This is a genomic window from Deinococcus fonticola (genome assembly GCF_004634215.1).
Taxonomy (GTDB): domain Bacteria; phylum Deinococcota; class Deinococci; order Deinococcales; family Deinococcaceae; genus Deinococcus; species Deinococcus fonticola.
This window is the reverse complement of sequence record NZ_SMMH01000008.1, coordinates 62,793-87,513: the sequence shown is the minus strand read 5'-3', so window position 1 is coordinate 87,513 and position 24,721 is coordinate 62,793. Positions and strand designations below refer to the sequence as shown.

Annotated in this window: 20 protein-coding genes; 18 read left to right on the top strand and 2 right to left on the bottom strand. The window is 67.7% G+C overall.

Annotated elements, in window-relative coordinates:
- Window positions 1-19 precede the first annotated feature (19 nt).
- The 5 genes from E5Z01_RS06690 to E5Z01_RS06670 all read left to right on the top strand — a co-directional run bounded on the left by E5Z01_RS06690 (window position 20) and on the right by E5Z01_RS06670 (window position 4,997).
- Window positions 20-1,036, top strand: coding sequence for an LLM class flavin-dependent oxidoreductase (locus E5Z01_RS06690; protein WP_135228658.1), 1,017 nt, complete (start codon window positions 20-22; stop codon window positions 1,034-1,036).
- Between the two features lie 179 nt (window positions 1,037-1,215).
- Window positions 1,216-2,196 (top strand): ABC transporter substrate-binding protein, encoded by a 981-nt coding sequence (locus tag E5Z01_RS06685; protein WP_135228657.1) that lies wholly within the window; start codon window positions 1,216-1,218, stop codon window positions 2,194-2,196.
- Between the two features lie 137 nt (window positions 2,197-2,333).
- Window positions 2,334-3,302 (top strand): ABC transporter substrate-binding protein, encoded by a 969-nt coding sequence (locus tag E5Z01_RS06680; protein ID WP_167757805.1) that lies wholly within the window; start codon window positions 2,334-2,336, stop codon window positions 3,300-3,302.
- A 7-nt stretch (window positions 3,303-3,309) separates the two neighbouring features.
- Window positions 3,310-4,149 carry an ABC transporter permease gene (locus E5Z01_RS06675; RefSeq protein ID WP_167757804.1) on the top strand — a complete coding sequence of 280 codons (840 nt, stop codon included), beginning with the start codon at window positions 3,310-3,312 and terminating at the stop codon, window positions 4,147-4,149.
- Complete coding sequence (locus tag E5Z01_RS06670) at window positions 4,146-4,997, top strand: ABC transporter ATP-binding protein (protein ID WP_240738212.1); 852 nt, start codon at window positions 4,146-4,148, stop codon at window positions 4,995-4,997. The genes E5Z01_RS06675 and E5Z01_RS06670 overlap by 4 nt, the downstream gene beginning before the upstream one ends.
- A 386-nt stretch (window positions 4,998-5,383) precedes the next feature.
- On the opposite strand, the gene E5Z01_RS06665 is transcribed toward E5Z01_RS06670, so the two are convergent.
- Window positions 5,384-6,670, bottom strand: a complete 1,287-nt coding sequence (locus E5Z01_RS06665; RefSeq protein WP_167757803.1) for a thiolase family protein — start codon at window positions 6,668-6,670, stop codon at window positions 5,384-5,386.
- Between the two features lie 200 nt (window positions 6,671-6,870).
- Here E5Z01_RS06665 and E5Z01_RS06660 point away from each other — a divergent pair, with 200 nt between their 5' ends.
- The 13 genes from E5Z01_RS06660 to E5Z01_RS06600 all read left to right on the top strand — a co-directional run bounded on the left by E5Z01_RS06660 (window position 6,871) and on the right by E5Z01_RS06600 (window position 22,907).
- Window positions 6,871-8,034 (top strand): cytochrome P450, encoded by a 1,164-nt coding sequence (locus E5Z01_RS06660; RefSeq protein WP_135228655.1) that lies wholly within the window; start codon window positions 6,871-6,873, stop codon window positions 8,032-8,034.
- Window positions 8,035-8,039: 5 nt separating this feature from the next.
- Window positions 8,040-9,575 (top strand): phytoene desaturase family protein, encoded by a 1,536-nt coding sequence (locus tag E5Z01_RS06655; RefSeq protein ID WP_135228654.1) that lies wholly within the window; start codon window positions 8,040-8,042, stop codon window positions 9,573-9,575.
- 6 nt (window positions 9,576-9,581) lie between these two features.
- Window positions 9,582-11,033, top strand: coding sequence for a carotenoid biosynthesis protein (locus E5Z01_RS20200; RefSeq protein WP_135228653.1), 1,452 nt, complete (start codon window positions 9,582-9,584; stop codon window positions 11,031-11,033).
- Window positions 11,034-11,035: 2 nt separating this feature from the next.
- On the top strand, window positions 11,036-11,692 hold the full coding sequence (locus tag E5Z01_RS06645) for a lysophospholipid acyltransferase family protein (protein ID WP_135228683.1): 657 nt from the start codon (window positions 11,036-11,038) through the stop codon (window positions 11,690-11,692).
- Window positions 11,693-11,803: 111 nt separating this feature from the next.
- Window positions 11,804-12,196: a DoxX family protein gene (locus tag E5Z01_RS06640; RefSeq protein WP_135228652.1), complete on the top strand. Its 393-nt coding sequence runs from the start codon at window positions 11,804-11,806 to the stop codon at window positions 12,194-12,196.
- Window positions 12,197-13,303: a glycosyltransferase family 2 protein gene (locus E5Z01_RS06635; RefSeq protein ID WP_135228651.1), complete on the top strand. Its 1,107-nt coding sequence runs from the start codon at window positions 12,197-12,199 to the stop codon at window positions 13,301-13,303. It abuts the gene before it with no gap.
- Window positions 13,300-14,709, top strand: a complete 1,410-nt coding sequence (locus tag E5Z01_RS06630; RefSeq protein ID WP_135228650.1) for a phytoene desaturase family protein — start codon at window positions 13,300-13,302, stop codon at window positions 14,707-14,709. Before E5Z01_RS06635 ends, E5Z01_RS06630 begins: the two co-directional genes overlap by 4 nt.
- A gap of 361 nt (window positions 14,710-15,070) precedes the next feature.
- Window positions 15,071-16,312 carry a PQQ-dependent sugar dehydrogenase gene (locus E5Z01_RS06625; RefSeq protein WP_135228649.1) on the top strand — a complete coding sequence of 414 codons (1,242 nt, stop codon included), beginning with the start codon at window positions 15,071-15,073 and terminating at the stop codon, window positions 16,310-16,312.
- Window positions 16,312-17,706 (top strand): superoxide dismutase family protein, encoded by a 1,395-nt coding sequence (locus E5Z01_RS06620; protein ID WP_167757802.1) that lies wholly within the window; start codon window positions 16,312-16,314, stop codon window positions 17,704-17,706. The genes E5Z01_RS06625 and E5Z01_RS06620 overlap by 1 nt, the downstream gene beginning before the upstream one ends.
- A 90-nt stretch (window positions 17,707-17,796) precedes the next feature.
- Window positions 17,797-18,573, top strand: a complete 777-nt coding sequence (locus E5Z01_RS06615) for an SRPBCC family protein (protein WP_135228647.1) — start codon at window positions 17,797-17,799, stop codon at window positions 18,571-18,573.
- Complete coding sequence (locus E5Z01_RS06610) at window positions 18,570-19,748, top strand: zinc-dependent alcohol dehydrogenase (protein ID WP_135228646.1); 1,179 nt, start codon at window positions 18,570-18,572, stop codon at window positions 19,746-19,748. The genes E5Z01_RS06615 and E5Z01_RS06610 overlap by 4 nt, the downstream gene beginning before the upstream one ends.
- A 9-nt stretch (window positions 19,749-19,757) precedes the next feature.
- Window positions 19,758-20,750 carry an SDR family NAD(P)-dependent oxidoreductase gene (locus E5Z01_RS06605; protein WP_135228645.1) on the top strand — a complete coding sequence of 331 codons (993 nt, stop codon included), beginning with the start codon at window positions 19,758-19,760 and terminating at the stop codon, window positions 20,748-20,750.
- Between the two features lie 57 nt (window positions 20,751-20,807).
- Window positions 20,808-22,907 carry a catalase gene (locus tag E5Z01_RS06600; protein WP_135228644.1) on the top strand — a complete coding sequence of 700 codons (2,100 nt, stop codon included), beginning with the start codon at window positions 20,808-20,810 and terminating at the stop codon, window positions 22,905-22,907.
- Between the two features lie 99 nt (window positions 22,908-23,006).
- On the opposite strand, the gene crtI is transcribed toward E5Z01_RS06600, so the two are convergent.
- On the bottom strand, window positions 23,007-24,656 hold the full coding sequence (gene crtI, locus E5Z01_RS06595) for a phytoene desaturase family protein (RefSeq protein WP_167757801.1): 1,650 nt from the start codon (window positions 24,654-24,656) through the stop codon (window positions 23,007-23,009).
- Window positions 24,657-24,721: the final 65 nt, after the last annotated feature.

Here is a 24,721-nt window from a genome sequence, read left to right as displayed (position 1 = left end):
ATATTGTTAGGCTGGGGCCATGAAACGGATCGGTTTTCTCTCCTTCGGCCACTGGAACCCGTCGCCGCACTCGGGCACCCGCTCGGCCAGCGACGTGTTGCTGCAATCCATCGATCTGGCCGTGGCCGCCGAGGAACTGGGGGCAGACGGCGCTTACTTCCGGGTTCACCACTTTGCCCAGCAGCTCGCCTCTCCCTTTCCCCTGCTGGCCGCCATCGGGGCCAGAACGAAACGCATTGAAATCGGCACCGGGGTCATCGACATGCGCTACGAGAACCCCTTTTATATGGTCGAGAACGCCGGGGCCGCCGACCTGATTTCGGGTGGACGTCTGCAACTCGGCCTCAGCCGCGGCTCACCCGAACAGGTCGTCGACGGCTGGCGTTACTTCGGGTATGCCCCCGCCGAGGGCCAGGGTGACGCTGACATGGCCCGCCAGCACACCGAGGTTTTTCTGAATCTGCTGGAAGGGAAGGGCTTTGCTCAGCCCAATCCGCGCCCCATGTTCTCCAACCCGCCGGGACTGTTGCGCCTGGAACCCCACTCGGCCGGCCTGCGTGAGCGCATCTGGTGGGGTGCGGCGTCCAACGCCACGGCGGTCTGGGCGGCCCAGAAGGGCATGCACCTGCAAAGCTCGACCCTCAAGGAAGACGAGACGGGCCAGCCCTTTCACATTCAGCAGGCCGAGCAGCTGCGGGCCTTCCGCGCCGCCTGGAAGGAAGCAGGGCACCAGCACGAGCCGCGCACCTCGGTCAGCCGCAGTATTTTTGCGCTGGTCAACGACCAGGATCACGCCTACTTCGGCCGTCAGAAAGGCGGCGATCAGTTCGGGTACATCGACCGCTACAGCGCCGTGTTCGGGCGCAGTTACGCCGCCGAACCCGACGTGCTGATCGAGGAACTCCGGCAGGATGAGGCCATTGCGGAAGCGGATACCCTGCTCCTGACCATTCCTAACCAGCTGGGCGTGGACTACAACGCGCACCTGATCGAAAGCATCCTGAAGCACGTGGCCCCGGCACTGGGCTGGCGCTAGGGAAGGGTTTTTAAAGAGCTGACTGATCACAGGTAGATCGAGACCGGCGGCGGGCGGCGCGCTCAACGTAGCCGTTCGCCGCTGGTACCGGCCGCACTTATGAAGCTGCAGAAAAACACAGCCCACCTTTTGTCTAGTAGATTACTCATCTTATCAACTATTTGAGTTATGCTCTGGCCATGAAGTTGCGTCTTCCCCTGACCCTCGCGGCCCTGACGGCCCTGCTCAGCCCCGCCGCCCACGCCCAGCAAACCAAAGAATTGCGTCTGGGCGTGTTTCCCAACGTGACCCACGCCGCCGGTCTGGTGGGCGTGCAACGCGGCCTGATCCAGAAGGAACTGGGCGGCACCCGGCTGACCGTCAAGGAATTTGCCAACGGTTCGCAGATCAACGAGGCCTTCGCCGCCGGGGCCATCGACGCCGCTTACGTCGGCCCTGGCCCCGCCATGAACGCCTTCATGCGCGGCGTCCCCATTCAGATTTACGCCGGAGCCGCCAACGCGGGCGCGGTACTGGTGGGGCGTAAGGACAGCGGCATTCGCAATGTGAAAGGACTGGCAGGCAAGAAAGTCGCCGTGCCCACTCGCGGCAGCACCCAGGACATCAGCCTGCGCCACCTGCTGCACCAGAATGGCCTGAAAGCCAGCGACGAGGGCGGCAACGTCAGCATCGTTCCCATCGATCCGGCCAACATGCCCGCCGCCTTCGCCAGCAAACAAGTGGACGCCGCCCTGGTGCAGGAACCCTGGGGCGCCGTCATGGAAAGCCAGGGCGCGAAGCTGATCGTGAACGAGAAGGGCATCTGGGAGGGCGGGAATTACACCACTACCGTCCTTGTCGTGAACACCAAGTTTGCCCAGGCCAACCCCGATACGGTTAAGAAACTCCTGCAAGGTCACCTCAACGCCATCGCTTACATCAAAGGCAGCAACGCCGGCGCGCAGAAAGCCATTGCCGAGCAGATTTACGCCTTTACCGGCAAGCGCCCCAACACCGCCGAACTGTTCAAGGCCCTGTCGCGTACCAGGGTTACCTGGGACATCAATCTGAAAACCCTGGCCGAGTACGCGCAACTGAACAGGGAAGCCGGCTTCGCGCGCGACGTGCCCGATCTGGGCAAGCTCGTCGACCTGAGCCTGGTGCGCTCGCTGGCAAAATAAGACCTTCTTCCTGAACGGATGCGCCCCTGCTGGGCGTCCTTTCATCTCTCTCATATCCAGACACCGCACGATACACCATCCCGCTCAACCCGCCCTTTCCCTGAACCCGAAGTACCCCGAAGTACACAGAGGAGACCATGACCTGCACTGCCACGCTGCGCCGATCTTCTTTGCTCCTGACTTTTGCCCTGACCCTCGCACCCGCTGCGCAGGCCCAGTCCGCGACGACCGTGCGACTGGGATTTTTTCCGAACCTGACACACGCGCCTGCCCTGATTGGCCTGGAACGCGGCACTTTTCAGAAGGCGCTGGGCAACGCCAAGCTGGACGCCCGGCAGTTCGTGTCCGGCACCACCCTGAATGAAGCCTTCGCCGCCGGCCAGATCGATATTGCTTACATCGGCCCCGGCCCGGCCATCAGCGCCGCCACGCGCGGAATGCCCGTGCAGTTCCTGGCCGGCACCGCCGAGGCCGGCGCGGTGCTGGTCGCCCGCAAGGACAGCGGCATCAAGCCCTACAAGGACATGGCCGGGAAGGTCGTGGCGGTGCCCAGCCTGGGCAACACGCAGGACATCAGCCTGCGGCACATCCTGAAAGACAACAGCCTGCGGGACAGAAAAGATGGTGGCAACGTCACCATCGTGCCCATTCCACCCGCCGACATCGTGGCGGCCTTTGCCGGGAAACGCGCCGACGCGGCCCTGGTGCCTGAACCCTGGGGCGCGGCCCTCGAAGCCCAGGGCCACAAGGTCGTGGGTACCGAAAAGACGGTGTGGCGCGAAGGGAAGTACCCCACCACCATTCTGATCGTGAACACGAAGTTTGCGCAGGCCAACCCCGCGCTGGTCACGGCCTTCCTGAAAGCTCACAACGAGGCTGTGGCGTTCCTGACCAAGTCGCCCGCCGCCGCGCAGACTGCCGTAAACGCCCAGCTCGCCAAACTGACCGGCGAGAAGCTGGACTCGCGCGTGCTGCAACGCGCCTTTTCCCGCACGCGCTTTACCACCGCCCTCGACCTGGAGGCCCTGAAGGAATACGCCGCGCTGAACGTCGAAGCCGGATATGCCCGCAGTGTCCCGGACCTGACCCCATTCCTTCGCAAGTGAACCCCCTATGACGACCCTGCCACAACAACCCGACATGACCCGGCCCGCCCGCAGCACTCCCTCACGCTGGCGCGTCCTGAGCTGGCAACTGGTGGGCCTGCTGCTGCTCGTGGGCATCTGGTGGCTGGTCACCGACTTGCTGAAACTCTATCCGCCCTATGTGTTTCCCAGCCCCAGGGCCGTGTGGACCGAAATCCAGTACGGCCTGTGGGGCAGCGGGCCGCAGGACGGCAAACTGCTGGCCGCCATTGCCGGAAGTCTGCGGCGCGTGCTGACCGGGTATGTGGCCGCCGTGCTGCTGGGGGGTGTGGTGGGCCTGCTGATGGGCGCCTGGCTGCCGCTGCGGGCCACACTGGGCGCGTACCTGACCGGACTCCAGAGCGTGCCCAGCATCGCCTTCGTGCCGTTCGCCATTCTGTTCCTGGGCCTCAACGAGCGGGCAGTGCTGTTCGTGGTGATTCTGGAAGGCTTCATTCCCGTGGCGCTGGCCGTTTCCGGCGCCCTGCTGAACGTTCCGCCCACCCTGCGCGTCGCCGGCCGCACCCTGGGGGCCAGTGGGCTGGCACTGATGCTGCGTGTGCTGCTGCCCGCGGCCCTGCCCAACGTTCTGACGGGCCTGCGCACCGCCTGGAGTTTTGCCTGGCGCGCGCTGGTGGGCGGTGAACTGCTGATTGCTGGGGCCAAGAGCCTGGGCGAGCAGCTGGAGGTGGGCCGCAACACCGCGAACGTCGCCCTGGTGCTGGCGACCATCCTGATCATCGGCCTGATCGGCGGGCTGTTCGATGCCCTGCTGCGCGTGCTGGAAGGCAACGTCCGCCGGAATTACGGCCTGGAGAGCCACACATGAACACGTCCTCGGACTCCCTGCGCGACTCGATGCCGCGCGACACTGTGGCGCCCCCCCGTCCCAGGCCAGCCGACCCCACGGCCGGCCACCCTGCGCCGAACAGGCCCGCTGAACCCGTCCCGCCTGACGGTTCAGCCGTGACCAACGCCAGACCCGTCGCCGGGGCCAGCCTCGACCTCTCCGGCGTCACCTACCGCTACGGCCGCAGCGGCGCGGGCATCGGCCCCCTCGATCTGCACGTCAAGCCCGGCGAGTTCATCACGGTGGTCGGCCCTTCGGGTAGCGGCAAAAGCACCCTGCTGTCACTGCTTTCCGGTTTCCTGCACCCGCAACAGGGTGATATTCGGTTGGGTGGGCAACCCGTGCGTGGCCCCCATCCGGCCCTCACGCTGGTGCAGCAGGAAAGCGCCCTGTTTCCCTGGCTGACGGTGGGCGGCAACGTCGCCTTTGGGCTGGGCAAACTGGGCCGCCCCGAGCGCCTCCAGCGGGTGGCCGAGGCCCTGAAACTTGTCGGCCTGCCCGGCTACGAGGCCCGCCGGCCCCACGAACTGTCGGGCGGGCAGCGCCAGCGCATCAGTATCGCCCGCGCGCTGGCCGTCAAACCTGGCCTGCTGCTGCTCGATGAACCCTTCAGCGCCCTCGACCACGCCACCCGCACCACCCTGGCCGACGAACTCATGGCCATCTGGTGGGATCAGAAAATTACGGTGGTGTTCGTCACGCACCAGCTGGAAGAAGCCCTGCACCTGTCGCAGCGCGTGGTGGCTCTGCGCCAGGGCGAAATTGCGCTTGACGCCCCGAGCAAGGAACTGAGTGTGGGGGCCTTGAGGCGGGTTCTGGGCGAGTAAAGGCGGGGGAGAGGCTATTGAGATGCGTGCTTCCCCAACCCCCCCAGCCCCCTATTCCCACCGGGGACATATCTTCGCCGCGCGGGGCGGCCTGCGCGTTGACGCCAGACTCGCAAAAACATTGCCTCCAACCTGGTGGAGGGGGGAGTGTCGCTGCACTCGGCAGGTCGTTGCCGTTTGCAGTGGCTGGCTTTGGGACGGGGCTTAAGGCCAGAGGGCTTGGTGTGCGGAACGTCCGGGGACGGTTCCTATGGCCCGTGCGCTTCGCGCCCGACGGCCTCGGGCTGATTGAGCGGTGAAATTGAGGGGGGCAATGAGGGATGAAAACGCCCCCAGCCCTCGCACCATTAGGGCCGAGATTTGGGGGCAGACGGAGGAGAGCCTTACTACGCTTCGACGCGTTCGATGATGGCTGCCTCGCCCTGGCCGACGCCCACGCACAGGGTCGCCAGGCCGTACTGCTGCTGCCGGGCTTCCAGCTCGTGGGTCAGGGCCACGATCAGGCGCGCGCCGCTCATGCCCAGCGGGTGACCCAGGGCGATCGCGCCGCCGTTCACGTTCACCTTCTCCTGATCCAGGCCCAGTTCGCGGATGCACGCCAGCGCCTGCGCGGCAAAGGCCTCGTTCAGTTCCACCAGATTGAGGTCTTCCACCGTGAGGTCGGCGCGTTCCAGCGCCTTGCGGGTGGCCGGAATGGGGCCCAGGCCCATCACGCGGGCCTCCACGCCCGCCGCCGCGCCGCTCACCCAGCGGGCCAGCGGCTTCACGCTCAGTTCACGCGCTTTCTTGGCACTCATCAGCACCAGGGCCGCCGCGCCGTCGTTCAGGCCGCTGGCGTTGCCGGCCGTGACACTGCCCCCCTTGCGAAACGCGGGTTTCAGTCCGGCCATCGTTCCGGTATCGGTGGCGATCTCGTAGACGTCGCCGTTCTTTTTCATGCGCGGATGCTCGTCGGTGTCGAAGACCGTCACGCCCTTGCGTCCCTTCACTTCCACCGGCATGATCTGCGCCTTGAATTTCCCGTCGTTGATGGCCTGCACCGTACGGCGCTGGGACTCCAGGGCAAAGGTGTCCTGTTGCTCACGGGTGATCTCGCCGCCCGCGTAGGCGCCCTCGCGGCTGCGTTCCACGATGTTCTCGGCCGTTTCTCCCATCGCCTCCAGCGGGAATTTCTCCTCCATGGCGGGGTTCGGGTAACGCCAGCCCAGCGTCGTGTCGTAAACGGTCACGTTGCCGTTCTGAAAGGCCCCCGCGCCCTTGGCCATGCTCAGCGGGGCGCGGGTCATGCTCTCCACGCCGCCCGCCACGTAAATATCCCCGTCACCGTTCCTGATGGCGCGGGCCGCCGAGTTCACCGCCGACAACCCCGAAGCGCACAGGCGGTTCAGCGTCACCCCCGCCACGCTGTCCGGCAGGCCTGCCAGAATGCCGGCCATGCGGGCCACGTTGCGGTTGTCCTCGCCGGCCTGGTTCGCGCAGCCGAAAATGACTTCCTCGATCTGCTCGGCGGGGACGCCGGCGCGGGCCACGGCTTCCTTGATGATCATTCCGGCCAGGTCGTCCGGGCGTACCGTCGACAGGCTCCCGCGAATCGCGCCAATGGGCGTACGCACGGCGGAAACAATCACCACATCGTTGTCTTTCAGGTCACTTGCTTTGACGGCATTGGTCATGTTCATTTCTCCTTTTGGGGCGCGGGGGGAGGCGGACAGGCTGCCCGCAGTCAGTTCTCCCCAAGGTACTCGGGTTTGCGCGTTTCGGCACGGCCTTGCCTACGGAGCCGGCGCCACGGGCCTGCCTCCGGGAGGGTAACAGGTCAGGCCTGAGGATTGTATGGCCGCGGCCGGAGCGCCAAAGGCGGCAGAATACCGGAGTGCCCGCTGCCCTGAATACCCTGCCTTCCCCCCCGGCCGACCGGCACGTGGGCCACCTGCTGGCGTGGGCCCAGGAACCCCTGGCCCTGATCGAGCAGGGAGCCGAACTGGCGCGCGCCGCCGGGCAGGACGTGTTCGCCCTGGGGCTGGGCGTGCCGGCAGTGGTGGGCTTCAGCCCCGCCTGGAACCGCCGCCTGCTGAGCGACCTGCCCACCTTCCGCAGTGCCGGCAGCTTCTCGGCGCTGGTTCCTTACCTGGCTGGCGGCGTCATCGTGACGGACGCGCCGCGGCACCGCGAGCGGCGACAATTGCTGAACCCGCCCTTCGGTGCCCGGCAGCTGGAGGGGCTGCGCCTGCGCGTGCGCCTCAGTGTCCCCGCCGTGCCGCAGGGCCCTTTCGACGCGCTGGCCTGGGCCGACGGAGTGGTGCAGGGGGCGCTGAACGCCGCGTACTTCAGCGGAGAGTTTGACCCTGAACTGCTGCACGCTTTCCTGGCCCCGCTGCGTCGTCCCTTTCCAGCGCCGATGTTGCCGCGCCCGCTGCTGTTCCGGCAGGTGCGCCGGGAGGTGCAGCGCCTGGCCCGCCAGCGCGTCCTGGCGCCGCGCAGCGACCTGCTGAGTGCCCTGCTTGCCCTGCCCGGCGCCCTGGAGGAAACGCAGGTCAGCCTGGCCGCCGCGCACGACACCACCACCCACGCGCTGGCCTACGCGCTGTGGCACCTGGCGCTGGAGCCGCGCTGGCACACGCCGGAGCACCACGACGCGGTGATCCGCGAGGTGCTGCGCCTGTATCCGCCCGGCTGGATGGGCAGCCGCCGCCTGGGCGCCGACCTGCACTGGCAGGGCGTGACGCTGCCGCGCGGCGCGCTGGCGCTGTACTCGCCTTACCTGAGCGGACGCGACCCGCACCTGTGGCCGCAGGCGGGCGAATTCCGGCCCGGACGCTGGGCGCAGTCGCCGCCGGCCTGGGCCTACCTGCCCTTCGGTGGCGGCGAGCGCACCTGCCTGGGCCTGCATCTGGCGAACTTGATCCTGCGCGAGGTGCTGGCCGCCGCGCCGCGCCTGCAAGCCCGCTGGGGGGATGCCCGCCCTCATCCAGGCTTAACGCTCGGGCCGCGCGGGCCACTGGTCGTGCAGCGCCGCGCCGGGGACGTGCCAGACTGAGCGCCATGCCGGATTTCGACGTGATCGTGATGGGGGCTGGGCACAACGCCCTGATCACCGCTGCCTACGCCGCGCAGGCGGGCCTGAAAGTCGGCGTGTTCGAGCAGCGTCACCTGGTCGGCGGGGCAGTCAGCACCGAAGAACTGGTGCCCGGTTACCGCTTCGATTACGGCGGCAGTGCCCACATCCTGATTCGCCTGACGCCGGTGGTGCAGGAGTTGCAACTCTCGCGCCACGGCCTGCATTACCTGGAACTCGATCCGCTGTTTCACTGCTCGAACGGCGAAGATCCCTGGTTCGTGTGGCGCGACGCGGCGCGCACCATCCAGGAATTGGAAACGAAATTTCCCGGCCAGGGCGACGCCTACGCGCGGTTTTTAAATGACTGGACGCCCTTTGCTGAAACGGTGGCCGAACTGTTCATGAGTGCGCCCGGCCCGCTGGAGATGGGCAAGATGGCCGTGAAAAGCGGTCAGGGCCAGAACGCCCTGCGGCAACTGACGCGCATCCTGCGGCCTTACGGGGACGTGGCCGCCGAGTACTTCAGCGACGAGCGCGTGCGTGCCCCGCTGGTGTGGATGGCCGCCCAGAGCGGCCCGCCGCCCAGTGACCCCCTCAGCGCGCCTTTTCTGCTGTGGCACCCGCTGTACCACAAGGGCGGCGTGGCGCGGCCCAAGGGCGGCAGCGGCGCGCTGACCCGGGCGCTGGCGCGGGCCACCGAAGCGCACGGCGGCGAAATTTTCGTGAATGCCCCGGTACAGCAGATTCTGGTCGAAGGGGGGCAGGCGCGGGGCGTACGGCTGGTGGGCGGTGAGACCTACACCGCCCGCGCGGTGGTGTCGGGGGCGCACATTCTGCGCACGGCGGCGGCCCTGCCCGGCGAGTACGTGCCCCGCGAGGCGCGCGAGGTGCGGGTGGGCAACGGCTTCGGCATGATCCTGCGCCTGGCGCTCAGTGGGAAAGTGCGCTACCGCCACCACCACGACCCCGAGAGCCGCGTGGGCCTGGGCCTGCTGGTGAAAAACGAGCAGCAGATCATGCGCGGGTACGGCGAGTACCTGGCCGGGCAGCCCACCAGCGACCCGCCGCTGGTCGCCATGACCTTCAGCGCGGTGGACGACTCGCTGGCCCCCCCGCACGGCGAGGTGCTGTGGCTGTGGGCGCAGTATTACCCCTACGAACTGGCCTCAGGAAGCTGGGAAACCCGCCAGGCCGAGGCCCGCGAGAACATCCTGAACGCCTTCGAGCACTACGCCCCCGGCACCCGCGAGATGATCGTGGGCGAACTGGTGCAGACACCGCTGTGGCTGGAGCAGAACCTGCAACTGCCGCGCGGCAACGTGATGCACCTCGAGATGACCTTCGACCAGATGTTCGCCTTCCGGCCCTGGGCCGCCGCGAGCCAGTACCGCTTTCCCGGCGTGCGGGGCCTGTACCTGACCGGGGCCAGCACCCACCCGGGCGGCGGAATCATGGGGGCCAGTGGCCGCAACGCGGCGCGCGTCCTGATTCGTGACCTGACCCGGCGCGGTTGGCGGTAGGTGGGCGTGACCTATTTTCAGTACCATCTGATCTTCATCGTGCCGGTGCTGCTGGTGCTGGCCGGGCTGACCCTGCGGCGGCGCGGGCCGCTGGCGGGGGCCTTCACGCCGCGTGACAGCTGGGTTCGGGCGGGGCTGTGGCTGATGCCGCTGGTGGCCTTCGTGTACACCACCCCCTGGGACAACTATCTGGTGTTCCGGCAGGTCTGGACATACCCGCCCGAGCGCGTGCTGGCACGCATCGGGTACGTGCCTGTCGAGGAGTACGCTTTTTTCATCCTGCAATCCATCATCGGCGGCCTCTTTCTGTTCTGGCTGCTGCGGCGCAGTGGCGTCACCCCCGACGTGGCAGCCCGCCCGGCCCTGGTGCGCTGGGGCGGCGCGGCCTTTTTCATGGGTCTGGCCTTTGTGGGGGCGCTTTGCCTGCGCCAGGAGGGCACGCTGTACCTGGGCCTGATCCTGGCCTGGGCCATGCCGGTGCTGGCCGGGCAGTGGGCCTTCGGCGGCGACCTGGTGCTGGGCCGCGCCCGGCTTTACTGGGCGGCGGTGCTGCTGCCCACCGTGTACCTGTGGCTGACCGACGCTTACGCCATTCACCAGGGCATCTGGCACATCTCTGAGCGTTACACCCTGGGCCTGAAGGTGGGGCCGCTGCCCCTGGAGGAGATGCTGTTCTTCCTGGTCACCAACCTGCTGGTGGTCACCGGACTGCTGCTGTTCACGCACCCGCAGTCGCTGGAGCGGCTGGGCCGGGCCAGGCCTTACCTGAACCCCTGGCTGGGGTTCGCGGCACTGTACCTGCTGCTGAAAATCCCGGTGCCGCTGTGGCCCGCCGGGTTTCCCTTGCTGGGCACGCTCAGCACCGTGAGCCTGTTTCTGGCCGCGCTGAGCTTCGCGGCGTCGCGTTTAGGCTGGAGCCGGGCCGCCCTGCTGGCCGTGCTGGGGGTGGGCGTGGGCTGGGGCGTGGAATTTCTGGGCAGCCAGAGCGGGTGGCCGTTCGGCAGGTACTCTTACGCCGGTGCGCCCGCGCCCACGCTGGCGGGTGTGCCGCTGCTGGTGCCGCTGGGGTGGTTCGCCCTGACCGTCGTGACCACCGTGCTGGCCGGCGGGCGTTCCTGGCTGGCGGGTCTCCTGCTGGTCGCCTGGGACATTGGGCTGGAACCCCTGATGACTTCACGCGGGTACTGGACGTGGACGGATGCGCGCCCACTGTGGGCTGGGGCGCCCCTCCAGAACTTCCTGGGCTGGTGGGCGGTGGGCACCTTGCTGAGCGAAACCTTTAAGCGCCTGGCCCCCGGCCTGCTGGTTCGCCAGGCTGGCCTGGACATCCGCTTCGTGTACCTGGCCGAAGCCGCTTTCCTGGCCGGCGGCCTGCTGCTGTTCGGCCTGCCCGGCGCGGCGCTGCTCACGCTGCTGGGCATGGGCGCCCTGGCCGGGTTTGCCTGGAGAAGACCGTGAAGATGAGCCGCGCCTGGGTGGCCCCCCTGCTGCGCCGCGCCATTCGCGCGGACGTGCATGGGCAACTGGCCGGCGTGTGGGTGCGCGGCCCCCTCCCGACCGGGGCGGCGGTGCTGGCCCCCAACCACCACTCGTGGTGGGACGGGTATCTGCTGGCGGTGCTGGCCTGGAGCCTGGGGCAGCCCTTCACCCTGATGATGACGCCGCGCCAGCTGCGGCGGTTTCCCTTCCTGCGCCGCATCGGGGCGGTGGACACCGGCCAGACCCGCGAGTTGCTGCGGGCCGTGCGGGCGGGCGGATGGGCCGTTATTTTCCCGGAGGCGGCCCTGCAAAGCGCCGGGCCGGTGCGCGCCCTGCACCCCGGAGCGGCCTGGCTGGCGCGCGCTTCGGGTGCCCCGCTGGTGCCGGTGGCGCTGCGCGTGGTGCTGCGCGGGGCGCAGTGGCCCGAAGCCTTTGTGCGGTTTGGCCCGCCCTGCGCCCCCGAACACCTGCACGCTGCCCTGACCGAGCTGCTGGCCGCCCTAGACGCCGACCTGCTGGCCTCCGACCCCGATCAACCGCCCGCCGGTTACCTGAAATGGCTGTCTGGCCGCGCCAGCCGCCACGACCGGCCCTCGCTGGCCTCCCAGGCCCTGACACTGCTGGATCAGCTCGAATAGGGGCTTTTAATCTCCACTTCTCCCCTCTGCTGCGGGTTCCGGCGACAATCCTTCACGGGTCTTCATAGAGTTGCGGCGTCCCGGCCGGCTGCCACCCGCCAGAATGGGCGCATGAGCCGACCACCTCCCGCCCCCGAAGTGGTGCAGCGCCGCCCCCTGGCCCTGGGCGCTTTTTTCATATTTACCGGCGTGACGCACTTTCTGATGCCGGGGACGTTTGACCGCATGATTCCCCCCTTCGTGCCGCTGGTGCCGCGCACCGCCACGTACCTCAGCGGCGCGGCGGAGATAGCTGGCGGCTTGGGCCTGCTGGTTCCGGCCGTGCGCCCCGCGGCCCGCCTGGGCTTGCTGGCGCTGCTGGTCGCGGTATTTCCGGCCAACGTGTACATGGCCCAGCACCCCGAGCGCTTTCAGGTGCCGGCCTGGCTGGCCTGGGCCCGCCTGCCTTTTCAACCGCTGCTGCTGTGGTGGGTGTGGCGGGTCGGGCGTCCGCAGAAGTCCTGAATGCCACATCCTTTCTTTTCACGTGTAGCCTCGGTTCTGCCCTGGGCGCTGCTGGGCGCCAAGCTGGGCACCCTGGCGCTGAACGCCGCGCTGTTCCCGCGCCTGCGCCCCGCACCCCCCGCTCCTCATCACCGGCGTGACCTTCAGGCCGCCCGCACCTCCATCCTGATGCCCGCGCGCAACGAAGCGCACAACCTGCCCCACTCCCTGCCGGGCCTGCTGAGTCAGGGGGCCGCCGAGGTGCTGGTGCTGGACGACCACAGCCAGGACGGCACGGCGGAGCTGGCCCGCGCCCTGGGGGCCATGGTGCTGTCCGGCCAGCCACTGCCGCCCGGCTGGGCCGGCAAAAACTGGGCCTGCCACCAACTGGCCGGGGCGGCGCGCGGCGACCTGCTGCTGTTCGTCGATGCGGACGTGCAGTGGCAACCCGGCACGCTTGACGCGCTGCTGCATCAGCTTGACGCTTCGGGTGCCGACCTGCTGAGCATTTTTCCCCGGCAGGCGAACGTGACCTGGGGGGAACGCCTGCTGACCCCCGTGATCGACGACGTGCTGCTCAGCGGCCTGCCCGCGCCCCTGCTGAAGATTCCCTCCCCGCTGGCCAGCGCCGCCAACGGGCAGACCATGCTGTTCCGGCGGGAGGCTTACCGGGCCAGCGGCGGCCACGCGGGCGTGCGGGCCGAGCTGCTGGAGGACGTGCAGCTCTCGCGCCGCGTCAAGGCCAGTGGAGGCCGGGTGGCCCTGGCGCTGGGCGGCGACCTGATCGGCGTGCGCATGTACCGCGCTTACCCGGAATCGGTGCGCGGGCTGAGCAAAAGTATGCTGCGCTTCTATCAGGGCTCGCGGCCGCTGCTGCTGCTGAGCTGGGCGCTGTTTTTCCTGACGTACACCCGCCCCCTCTTCAAAGGCCAGCGGGCGTTGCTGCTGCTGGGCCTGCTGGAAGGTGGGCTGGTGCGCGTGGTCACCGGCCGCACCCGCCCTCGCGACCTGCTGGAAGTCCTGCTAGCCCCGCTGCTGCCGCTGCTGGCCCTGCCGGTCTACGCCCGCGCCTTGCAGCGTGAAGTGGAGTGGAAAGGCCGCACTTACCGTCAGGACACTTCACGATGAAAGTGGTGGTGATCGGTGCGGGCTTCGCGGGCCTGGCCGCTGCCCTGCGCCTGCGCCAGGCCGGCGCGGAGGTCACGGTGGTGGACTCGCTGGAGCGGGCGGGCGGCAAGGCGGCCCTGGGCTTCCCGGAGTTCTCCAGCGGCCCCACGGTGGTCACCATGCCGCAGGTGTTCCGGGCGCTGCATGCGCGCCTGGGCTGGCCGGCCCCCGACCTGGCTCCCGCCGTGCCCACCACCACCTACCACGCGGCGGGCGGGCGCACCTTTGCGCCGCAGGCCCTGCATACGCCTGGCGCGTTGGAGCGTACGCTGAAGCAACTGACCTGGCAGGAAGCCCAGGATTACCGGCGCCTGCTGCGCACCTCCCGGCGCCTGTACGAGGGCGCGGCCTCCACCTTCCTGTTTAGTAAGCCGCCCGGCCTGCCCGCGCTGGCCCGCTACGGCCTGCGTCACGGCTGGGCCGCCGCGCCCGGTCTGCCGCTCTCGCGGCTGGTGCAAAGTGGCCCCTTCCTGACCCCCTTCTGGCTGCGTTTCGCCACCTACCTGGGCGCCAACCCCTACCGCGCCCCGGCGGTGCTGCACAACATCGCCTGGGTGGAACTGGGCGGCGGCGTGTGGCACCTGCCCGGCGGCCTGCTGGCGCTGGCGGGGCGGCTGCACGCCGAGGCGCTGCGCCAGGGCGTCACCTTCGAGTTCGGCACCCAGGTCGAACACCTGCACACCGGACGCCTGCTTGGCGGAAAAAGCCGCGTGGTGGGCGCCCAGACCAGCCGCGGCACCCTGAGCGCCGACGCCTGGGTCAGCGCCGCCGACCACCACCTCACCGCACGCTGGCTGGGCCGATCCGTCAATCCACGCCCGCTGGGCGTCAGCGGTTTCGCGCTGCAACTGCGCCTGCACGATGACCAGGGCCAGGCCCACCACATCTACTGGCCCGGGGACTACGCCCGCGAATGGCAGGACATCGAACAGGGCGAACTGCCGCGCGACCCCACGCTGTACTTGCACCTCGACGGTCAGCAGGGCTTCCTGCTGGTGAACGCCCCGCCGCACTGGGCAGGCAGCGCGGACGCGCCCGAGTACGCCCGCTTCCTGCTGCGCCGCCTGCAAGCGCGCCACCCCCTGCCCATCGCAGATTACACGGCCCTGTCGCCCCGGCAGTACGCCCGCACGGCGCTGGGCGGCGCCCTGTACGGCAACGCCCCGCACGGCCTCAGCGGCAGCCTGCGCCCCGCCTGGAACCTGCACGGCCTGACCAACCTGGTGCAGGTGGGCGGCACGGTCTACCCTGGCGGGGGCGTGCCGCTATCTATGCTTTCGGGCTGGAACGGCGCGGCTTCGCTGCTGCACCTTCCCTTCGACCCGCTGGGTGGCCCGGCCTTTACGCCTTTTACTGAGTCGGTCTAGTGGGCGCGCCTCACGTTTGCTCTTCCAGCGCCTGCCTGAACCGTACCTACCTCCTGGCGTGAAGGTCATCTCATCAAGCCTTGAGCGTCCAGTTAACCGACCTTAAGTCGGTGTGTTTCAACGGGTTCAGCGCGCCGGGAGCATGCCATCTTGGCTGATCAGTCTCTGATTACTGATCAAGTCAGAGCGGGGGTCGGTGTCCGGTTCACGGCGTGGCGGGCAGGCCCTTTTCTATGGCCGCTCGGCACTCCTTTATGCCCTGGCCAGGAGGCCCGTCTCCACCCGTCCCGCCCTGTCTGCCTGAAAGTCCTGTGCTCAGCCCTGGTTCTTTCGTTTTCCGTTCCGTTTCCGAAGGAGTTTCATGTTCAAGCGCGTTTTTCTGACGGGTCTGCTGAGTGTCCTGTCGCCGTCGCTGGTGCAGGCGCAGGCCGCCCCGCCCACCCCCCGCCCGCTTCCCGCACCGGAACCGCCGGCCAGCGCCACCGTCACCAGAAATGAGCCGGTGGCGCTGGGCTTTACGCCGGACAAACTGGGCCGCCTGAAGGTGCCTGCCGGCTTCCAGATCAGCGTGATGGCCACCGAACTGGGCAACGCCCGCATGCTGCACGTCATGCCCGACGGGGGCGTGTACCTGTCGCGCCGCCAGCAGAACGACATCTGGTACCTCAAAGACCGCAACGGCGACGGCCTGTTCGACGCCACCGAGCGCCGGCAGGTGGCCGCGAACCTGAAACTGGTGCACGGGCTGGACGACCGGGGCGGCAAGCTGTACGCCGTGGGCGAAAAGACCATCTGGGTCATGGACATCGCCCGCGACGGCACGCTGGGACTGCCGCGCATCTTCGCGGACGGCTTTCCCGACGCGGGCCAGCACCCGGCGCGCGGGCTGGGCTGGGGGCCGGACGGGTTTCTGTACGCCAGTTTCGGCGCCACCAACAACGATGCGCAGACCCAGAACCCCGAGGAAGCCACCGTGCTGCGCATCCGCCCCGACGGTCAGTGGCGCGAGGTCTACGCGCGGGGCCTGCGGCACACCATCGGCTTCGGCTGGCACCCGGTCACCAAGACCTTTTACGGCATGGATCAGGGCAGCGACTGGCACGGCGACAACATTCCGCCCGAGGAACTGAACACGCTGGAACGCGGCAAGAATTACGGCTGGCCCTTCTGTTACGGCACAAAGAACCCGGACCCTTACACCAACAGTTCACAGATTCCCGGCAAGATCACCAAAGCCGAGTACTGCGCCATGACCCAGGGCAGCACCCTGACCTACACCGCGCACGCCGCTGCCATTGGCCTCAACTTCTACACCGGCCAGCAGTTTCCCGCCGAGTACCGCAACGACGCCTTCGTGGCTTTCCGGGGGTCGTGGAACCGTGACCAGCCCAGCGGCTACGAGATCGGGCGCGTGGTGTTCGACGCGCAGAACAGACCCGAGCGTATCGAACCCTTCGTGAGCGGGTTCGTGTACCAGGAGGGCACCGAGTGGAAACAGTTCGGGCGCGTGGCCGGCGTGGCCACCTACACCGACGGCAGCCTGCTCTTTACCGACGACCAGAGCGGCGTGATCTACCGCGTGCGTTACACCGGAGGCCAGTGATGCGAACTTTTGCTCTGACCAGCCTGCTTGCGCTCGGGCTCGCTGCGGCGGGCGGCGCGGCCGCCCCCACCCCCGCGCCGCTGAGGGCCACCGCCGCCATCCGTGACGCGGCCGGACAGGTCACCGGCACGGCCCGCTTCGAGCAGCTGGGCGTAAACCTTCAGATCACCGTGCAGGTGCGCGGCCTGACCCCCGGCCAGCATGGCATGCACATTCACGAGATGGGGCGCTGCACCCCCGGCGTCGATCCGGCCACCAACACCGTCGTGCCCTTCGGCGGGGCAGGCGGCCACTTCGACCCCGGCATGAGCAAGAACCACGACGCCCCCACCACCGACAACAAGCACGGTCACGGCGGCGACACGCCCATGCTGAACGTGGCGGCCGACGGTAGCGGCCAGCTGACCTTCACCACCTCCAAGGTCAGCCTGAGCGGGGAAAACGGGGTGCTGGGCCGCAGCCTGGTGATTCACGCCCGGCCCGACGACTACAAGACCGACCCGGCGGGCGCCACCGGCCCACGCGAACGCTGCGGCGTGATCGTGCGCGAGAACCTCGCGGTGCGCGACTACCCGCTGCCCGGCCCACAGGACTTCCCGGAAGGCGTGGCGGTGGACGCCCGGCGCGGCCTGATCTACACCGGCAGCGCGGCCAACGGCACCATCTATGTGCTGAACGCCAGCAGCGGGGCCGTCAGCAAATTCCAGGAAGGCGGCGCCAAAGGCCGCGCCACGGCGCTGGGGATGAAGGTGGACGCGCAGGGCCGGCTGTGGGTGGCCGGCGGCGCGCAGGGCACGGTCAGCGTGCTGTCACCCGACGGCATGACCCTGAAGGTGCTCGAAACGCCGCCCTCGCCGCACAAGTATGTCAACGACCTGGTGGTGGCCCCCGATGCGAACGTGTACGTCACCGACAGCTACCGGCCCGTTCTGTACCGCGTCAAACCCGACCTGACGCTGGAAAGCTGGCTGGATCTGGGCCGCACGCCCATCAAGTACGGCCCCGGCATCAACCTCAACGGCCTGGTCGTGACCCCCGACGGGCGTTACCTGCTCAGCGTGCAGCTGAACACAGGCGACCTATGGCGCATCGACCTGCGCACCAAAGCGGTTCGGAAGGTCATGGGCGGCCTGGTCAATGGTGACGGCCTGCTGCTCGACGGCCGCACGCTGTACGTGGCGCGCAACAAGGATCAGGTCGTCGGCAAGGTGGCCCTCAGCGCCGATTACGGCAGCGGCCAGCTGGTCGCCGAGGAACCCCTGGCGGGCCTGCGTTTTCCCACCACCCTTGCCAGCCTGGGCGGCGAACTGATCGTGACCCAGGGGCAACTGGACAAACTTCAGGGCGGCACGCCAGAGACCCCGTTCAGGCTCACGCGCTTCAGGAAGTTCTAGGGCCAGCGTTGACCGGGCCACTCCGCACAGTGATTTCCGCGCGGCGCTGCCCGCCCCCATTTCCAGGGAGAACTTTCCAGGGAGAACCTTATGACCGATCAGACGGACAACACCGATAAGACCGAGAACATCACCATTCCCGAGAAGACCCTGTTTGCGGCACTGGGAGCCATGTTCCTGGCGTCCAGCCTGCGCAGCCGCTCGACGTTGGGCACGCTGGTGCTGGGCGCGGCCGGCGCTGGCATGGGCTACCTGGCCCTGAAAGGCAAGCAGCCGCTGGCCCCAGCCCTGAAAATCGAGCAGACCGACACGCCAGGAGAGGTGCTGATCCGCGACGCGGTGACCATCAACAAGCCGGTCGAGGGGCTGTACGCCATCTGGCGCAACCTGCCCAACCTGCCACACCTGATGAGCCACCTTCAGAGCGTGGAAGTGCTGGACGAGAAGCGCTCGAAATGGACGGCCAAAGCGCCGCTGGGCCAGGCCGTGAGCTGGGAAGCCGAGCTGACCGCCGATGAGCCGGGCCGGCGCATCGCCTGGCAGAGCCTGCCGGGGTCGACCATCGAGAACAGCGGCGAGGTGAAATTCCAGCCCGCACCGGGGCAGCGCGGTACCCAGATTACCGTGAACATGACGTACAAGCCCCCGCTGGGCGCCACCGGCGCGGTGCTGGCGCGCCTGTTCGGTGAGGAACCCGCCCAGCAACTGCGCGACGACCTGATGCGGTTCAAGCGTGAGCAGGAACTGGGCTTTGCCCCCACCACCAACGGTCAGACCAGTGGCCGCCCCGACGCCGGCCAGAAGACCAAAACGGGCGAGGAAAGCCCCAAAGCCGAGCAGGATCAACGGAAGGCAGGTAACGCATGAAAGCAATTGTCTGGCAGGGCGTAAATAAGGTTGGCGTGGAAACGGTGCCCGACCCCACGCTGCTTTTACCCACTGACGCCATCGTGAAAATCACCTCCACCGCCATCTGCGGCTCCGACCTGCACCTGCTCGACGGCTTTATTCCCAGTATGGAAAAGGGCGACATCCTGGGCCACGAGTTCATGGGTGAAGTGGTGGAAGTCGGCAAGGCAGTGAAGAAACTGAAGGTCGGCGACCGCGTGGTGGTGCCCTTCAACATCTCCTGCGGCGTGTGCGACTACTGTGTGCGCGGCATGTACAGCGCCTGCGACAACAGCAACCCCAACCACCGCATGGCTGAGGCGCTGTATGGTGCCACCAGCGGTGGCGCGCTGTTCGGGTACTCCCACATGTACGGCGGGTACGCGGGCGGGCAGGCGCAGTACGTGCGCGTTCCCTTCGCCGACGTGGGGCCGCACAAGATCGAAACGGGCCTGAAGGACGAACAGGTACTGTTCCTGACCGACATTTTCCCCACCGGCTGGCAGGCCGCCGAGAACTGCAACATCCAGCCCGGGCGTGATGTGGTGGCGGTGTTCGGGGCCGGCCCGGTGGGGCAGTTCGCTATTCGCAGCGCCTACATGCTGGGCGCGGCGCACGTGATCGCCATCGACCGCGTGTCTGAACGCCTGAAAATGGCCCAGGAAGCGGGCGCACAGACCATCAATTACGAGCAGGAGGATGTGCTGCAGGCGCTCCGCGAGGCGACCGGCGGGCGCGGCCCGGATCACGTGATCGACGCGGTGGGGATGGAAGCGCACGGCCACGGCCCCGGCGCGGCGCTCGACAAGTTGCAGCAGACCCTCAAACTCAGTTTTGACCGGATCACGGCCCTGCGCTGGGCCATCCAAAGCTGCGCCAAGGGCGGCACCGTCAGCCTGCCCGGCGTGTACGGCGGCCTGGTCGACAAGCTGCCGATGGGCGCGGCCTTCGCCAAGGGCCTGACCTTCAAGATGGGCCAGACGCACACCCACAAGCACATCTACCCGCTGCTGTCGCGCATCGAGGCCGGCGAGATCGACCCCAGCTTCGTGATCACGCACCGCGCCACGCTGGATCAGGCGCCGGATCTGTACAAGACCTTCCGGGACAAGCATGACGGTTGCATCAAAGTGGTGCTGAACCCCTGGGCATAAGGTAAGGGAATGCGAATCCCCAAACGACTGATGCTGGTGGCGGGCGTGGCCGCCCTCTCGGCCCGCCGCGCCCTGAAAGCGCCGTACGACCTCGGCGGCAAAGTCGCGTTGATCTCGGGCGGTTCACGCGGGCTGGGCCTGGCCCTGGCCCGCGAACTGGTGGCCCGCGGCGCCCAGGTGGCCCTGCTGGCGCGCGACGGCGCCGAACTGGAACGCGCCGCGCAGGACATCCGCGAGCGCGGTGGCGAGGCCTACACGGTGGTCGCCGACGTGACGCAGCCCGCAGACCTGACCCGCGCCGTGGAGGAAACGGTGGCCCACTTCGGGCGGCTGGACATAGTCGTCAACAACGCCGGCATCATCCAGACCGGCCCGCTGGAAAACATGACCGACGAGGATTTCATGCGGATCATGGAGGTCAACGCCTTCGGGGCCCTGCGCCTGACCCGCGCGGCGCTGCCCCAGCTGAAAAAGAATGCTGGGCGCGTGCTGATCGTGTCGTCGGTGGGTGGCAAGGTGGCGGTGCCGCACCTGGGGCCGTACAGCGTCAGCAAATTTGCCTCTTATGGGCTGGGGCAGGCGCTGCGGGCGGAACTGGCGCAGCACGGCGTGGGTGTGACCACCGTGCTGCCCAGCCTGATGCGCACCGGCAGCGCCCGCCAGGCCGAGGTGAAAGGCCAGTACGAGAAGGAGTACGCGCTGTTCGCCACGCTGGACAACCTCCCGGTGCTCTCGCTGGACGCCGCGGTGGCGGCCCGGCGCGCGGTGGACGCGCTGGTGCGCGGGAACGCGCAGGCCATGATCGGCGGCCCGGCCCTGCTGCTGGGGTGGGCGTCCAACCTCGCGCCCGAACTGACCGCCGACCTGATGGCCCTGACCACCCGTTTCCTGCCCGCCGCCACCGCCTCCGACGCGGCACGCCCTGGCAAGCAGGTCGAAACTGAGGCCACCCGCAACAACCCCATCAAGGGGCAGGCCGAACGCGAGTTCAACCAGAATTGAATCTTTGAAACCCACCCTGGCCAGCCAGCCCAGTGAAACAAGGAAAGCAGGAGACCTATGACGAAGAAAACAAACAACGACGCCAAGCAGCAGGATCTGGCGCACGACACCCTCCAGCCCGGCAACATGCTGACCGACAACATGGGCCACGTCATCGGTGACGACCAGAACAGCCTGAAAGCTGGCGAGCGCGGCCCGGTTCTGCTCGAAGACCATTTCCTGCGCGAAAAGCTGCACCACTTCGACCATGAACGCATCCCCGAACGGGTGGTGCACGCGCGTGGCAGCGGCGCACACGGCTACTTCGAACTGACCGACTCGCTGGGGGACTACACCACCGCGCAGGTGCTGACCGAGGTGGGCGCGAAAACCCCGGTGTTCGTGCGCTTCTCCACCGTGGCGGGCTTCCGGGGCAGCCCCGACACCCCCCGCGACGTGCGCGGCTTCGCCACCCGCTTCTACACCCAGCAGGGCAACTGGGACATCGTGGGCAACAACATCCCGGTGTTCTTCATTCAGGACGCCATCAAGTTTCCGGACTTAGTGCACGCGGTCAAGCCCGAACCGCACCATGAGATGCCGCAGGCCGCCAGCGCCCACGACACCTTCTGGGATTTCATCTCACTGACGCCCGAATCCATGCACATGATCATGTGGGCCATGTCGGACCGCGCCATTCCGCGCAGCTTCGACACCATGGAGGGCTTCGGCGTCCATACCTTCCGCCTGATCAACGCGCGCGGCGAGGTGACCTTCGTGAAGTTCCACTGGAAGCCGCTGCTGGGCACGCACTCGCTGGTGTGGGACGAAGCGCAGAAGATTGCCGGCAAAGACCCCGACTTCAACCGCCGCCAGATGTGGGAAACCATCGACGCCGGCGGCATGCTGGAATGGCACCTGGGCGTACAACTGTTCACGCCCGAGCAGGCGGCGCAGTGGGACTTCGACGTGCTGGACGCCACCAAGATCGTCCCGGAAGACCTGGTGCCGGTACGCTTGATCGGCAAGATGGTGCTGAACCGCAACCCCGACAATTTCTTCAGCGAGACCGAGCAGGTCGGCTACATGACCAGCAACATCGTGCCGGGCATGGACTTTACCGAAGACCCGCTGCTGCAAGGGCGCAACTTCTCCTACCTGGACACGCAGCTTTCGCGCCTGGGTTCGCCCAACTGGCAGTCGCTGCCCATCAACCGCCCCGTGAACGCTGCCAGCAACAACCAGCGCGACGGCCACATGCGTTTCCAGATCAATCCGGGCCGCGTGTCTTACTTCCCCAATTCGCTGGACGGCAACCGACCCGCCCCCGACGAGAAGCAGGGGTTCCACAGCCACCCGGTGATGGCCTCGGGCGCCAAGTTGCGCGTGCGCCCGGCCAGTTTCAGTGACCATTACGGCCAGGCAAAGCTGTTCTGGAACAGCATGTCGCCGGTCGAGCGCGTGCACATCGCCAAGGCCCTGCGCTTCGAGCTGAGCAAGGTCGAAACGCCGCACGTGCGCCTGGCCATGCTGGAACACCTCGAGAAGATTCACCCGCTGCTGGCCTCTCAGGTGGCGCTGGGCCTGGGTGAGAAACCCCGCGCCCAGGAGACCGCCAAACCCAGCGTGACCTACGACGAACCCGCCGAAATGGCGCTGCTGGCCCGCGCCGAGGCCGACACCAGCGCCTCGGGCGGCCTGAAGAAAGCCGCCGCCCTGAGCCAGCTGGAGCAGCCGCAGTCCGCCAAGGGCCGCCACGTGGCGATTCTGGCCGGCGACGGTGTGGACGCCGGGGCAGTCAAGGCCCTTCAGCAGGCGCTGAGCGCCGAGGGAGCCATGGGCGAAGTGGTCGGCACGCACCTGGGCGACCTGGGCGGGGTGCAGGCCATGAAGACCCTGGGCAATTCGCACGCCAGCTTGTTCGACGCGGTGGTCGTCGCGGACGGGCAACTGCAAACCGAAACCGAGGCGCTGGACTTCCTGCGTGAAGCGTATCTGCACGCCAAACCCCTGGGCGCCATTGCCGACGGAGCACCGGCCCTGGCCGCGGCGGCCCGCCAACTCCCCGGCACCCCCTGGGACGCCGCGCACGGCGTGATCGACGACGACAACGCCGCCTTCGTGCAGCTGCTGGCGCAGCACCGCGTGTGGAACCGCGCCCCAAACCCCGCCAGCTGAGCCACCGAGGTCGGGAAGACAGTTTCTGAATCTTCCCTGAACTTCCGAAACGAGCCGGGCCTGTATTCATGCAGGCCCGGCTCGTTTCGGCTGTTTCTGTCAGCGCCGGATAGAGGGCGGAACGCCGAAGTCGTCGGCGATCAAGCGGGCGGTCATTTTGGCCGACATCATCACGCTGGGGGTGCCGCCGCCGGGCTGTGCACCTGCGCCCACCAGGTACAGGTTCTTCACGTCCTCGCTGCGGTTGTGCGGGCGGAAGAAAGCGCTTTGTACCAGCACCGGCTCCGGCCCGAACGCGTTGCCCAGGTAACTGTCCAGCGTGCCGGCAAAGTAGTCCGGAGTAATAAATTCCGAGTGCGTCAGGCGTTCGCGCAGGCCAGGAATAATGCCGCGCTCATCCAGGTAGGCGTACACCCGCTCGACCAGTTTCGGGCCTTCTACCGACCAGTCCAGGCCACTGCCCTTGTGTGGTACCGGCACCAGGGTGTAGGCGGCGTGGTGGCCTGGCGGGGCCAGGCTGGGGTCGGTGAGGGTGGGCACATGCAGGTACTGGCTGAAGTCGGCGCCCAGCACCTTCTGGCCGAAAATTTCGCGCAGCAGCGCCTCGTAGCGCGGGCCCAGCAGAATGTTGTGGTGGCGCAGGTTCAGCGGTTGCCCGTCGTCGCGGAACCCGAAGTAGATGACCAGCAGGCTCATGCTCTGGCGCGCCGCCTTCACGCGCAGGTCGCTGTTCACCAGCCGGGCGCGGGCCGGCACGCGTTTCAGGTAGGTGTTGGCCCAGTCGCCGTTGCTGACCACCAGATCGGCGGGGACGCGCTCGCCGCTTTCCAGCACCACGCCGCGCGCCACGCGGGGTCTCAGTGGTGAAGGCGCCTGGCCCCAGTCATCGGTCACGGTGATCTCCTGCACACCCGCGCCGTAGCGGATCTGGCCGCCCAGTTCACGAAATTTGCGCTCGAAGGCCCGCACCAGTTCGCCGGTGCCCCCCATGCAGTAATGAATGCCCCAGGTTTTCTCGACGAAGTGAATCATCGCGTAGATGGCCGGGACGCTGAGGGGATTGCCGCCCACCAGCAGCGTCTCGAAACTGAACACCTGGCGCATCTTGCCCGACTGAAAGTACTTGCTGGTAAACGAGAACAGCGTCCTGACCGCGTCCAGCCGCAGCAGGTCGGGCACCACCCTGAGCATCGTGGGCAGGTCGCCGAAGTGCGTGTACCCCAGCTCCAGAAAGCCGCGCTCGAAAATGGCGCGGGCGTCGCGGTCGAAACGCTCGTACCCGGCCAGGTCTTCCGGGGCCAGTTCACGAATCTGCTCGCGGGTGTGCTGCGGGTCGCCGTCGTAATCGAAATGCGTGCCGTCGTCGAACACGATGCGGTAAAAGGGCAGAATGGGCACCAGGTTCACATAGCGCCGGGTGTGCGATCCGCCCGAGGGGCCCACCGTGACCCGCGGCGCGTTCCGCACGCTCTGCGGGAAGTCCGCGCCGTCCAGCTGGGCGCGGCCGCGCTCCAGCGCGAACAGTTCCTCGATGAAGTGCGGCACCGTGATCACGGTCGGCCCCATGTCGAACACGTAGCCGTCCGGCGTGTGCTTCTGGTAGCCGCGCCCGCCCGGCCCGTCCAGCCGTTCCAGAATCAGCGTATCGAAGCCCAGGCTTTGCAGCCGGATGCCCAAGCTCAGGCCGCCGAAGCCCGCGCCGATGATCACGGCCCGCCGGGGACGCTGTAACTCTGCTGGAAGGGACATGGCTGGCATGCTAGCCCACCTGGCAGGGCCGGCGTCCCTGATCCCGCTTCAGGCAACCTTGATGC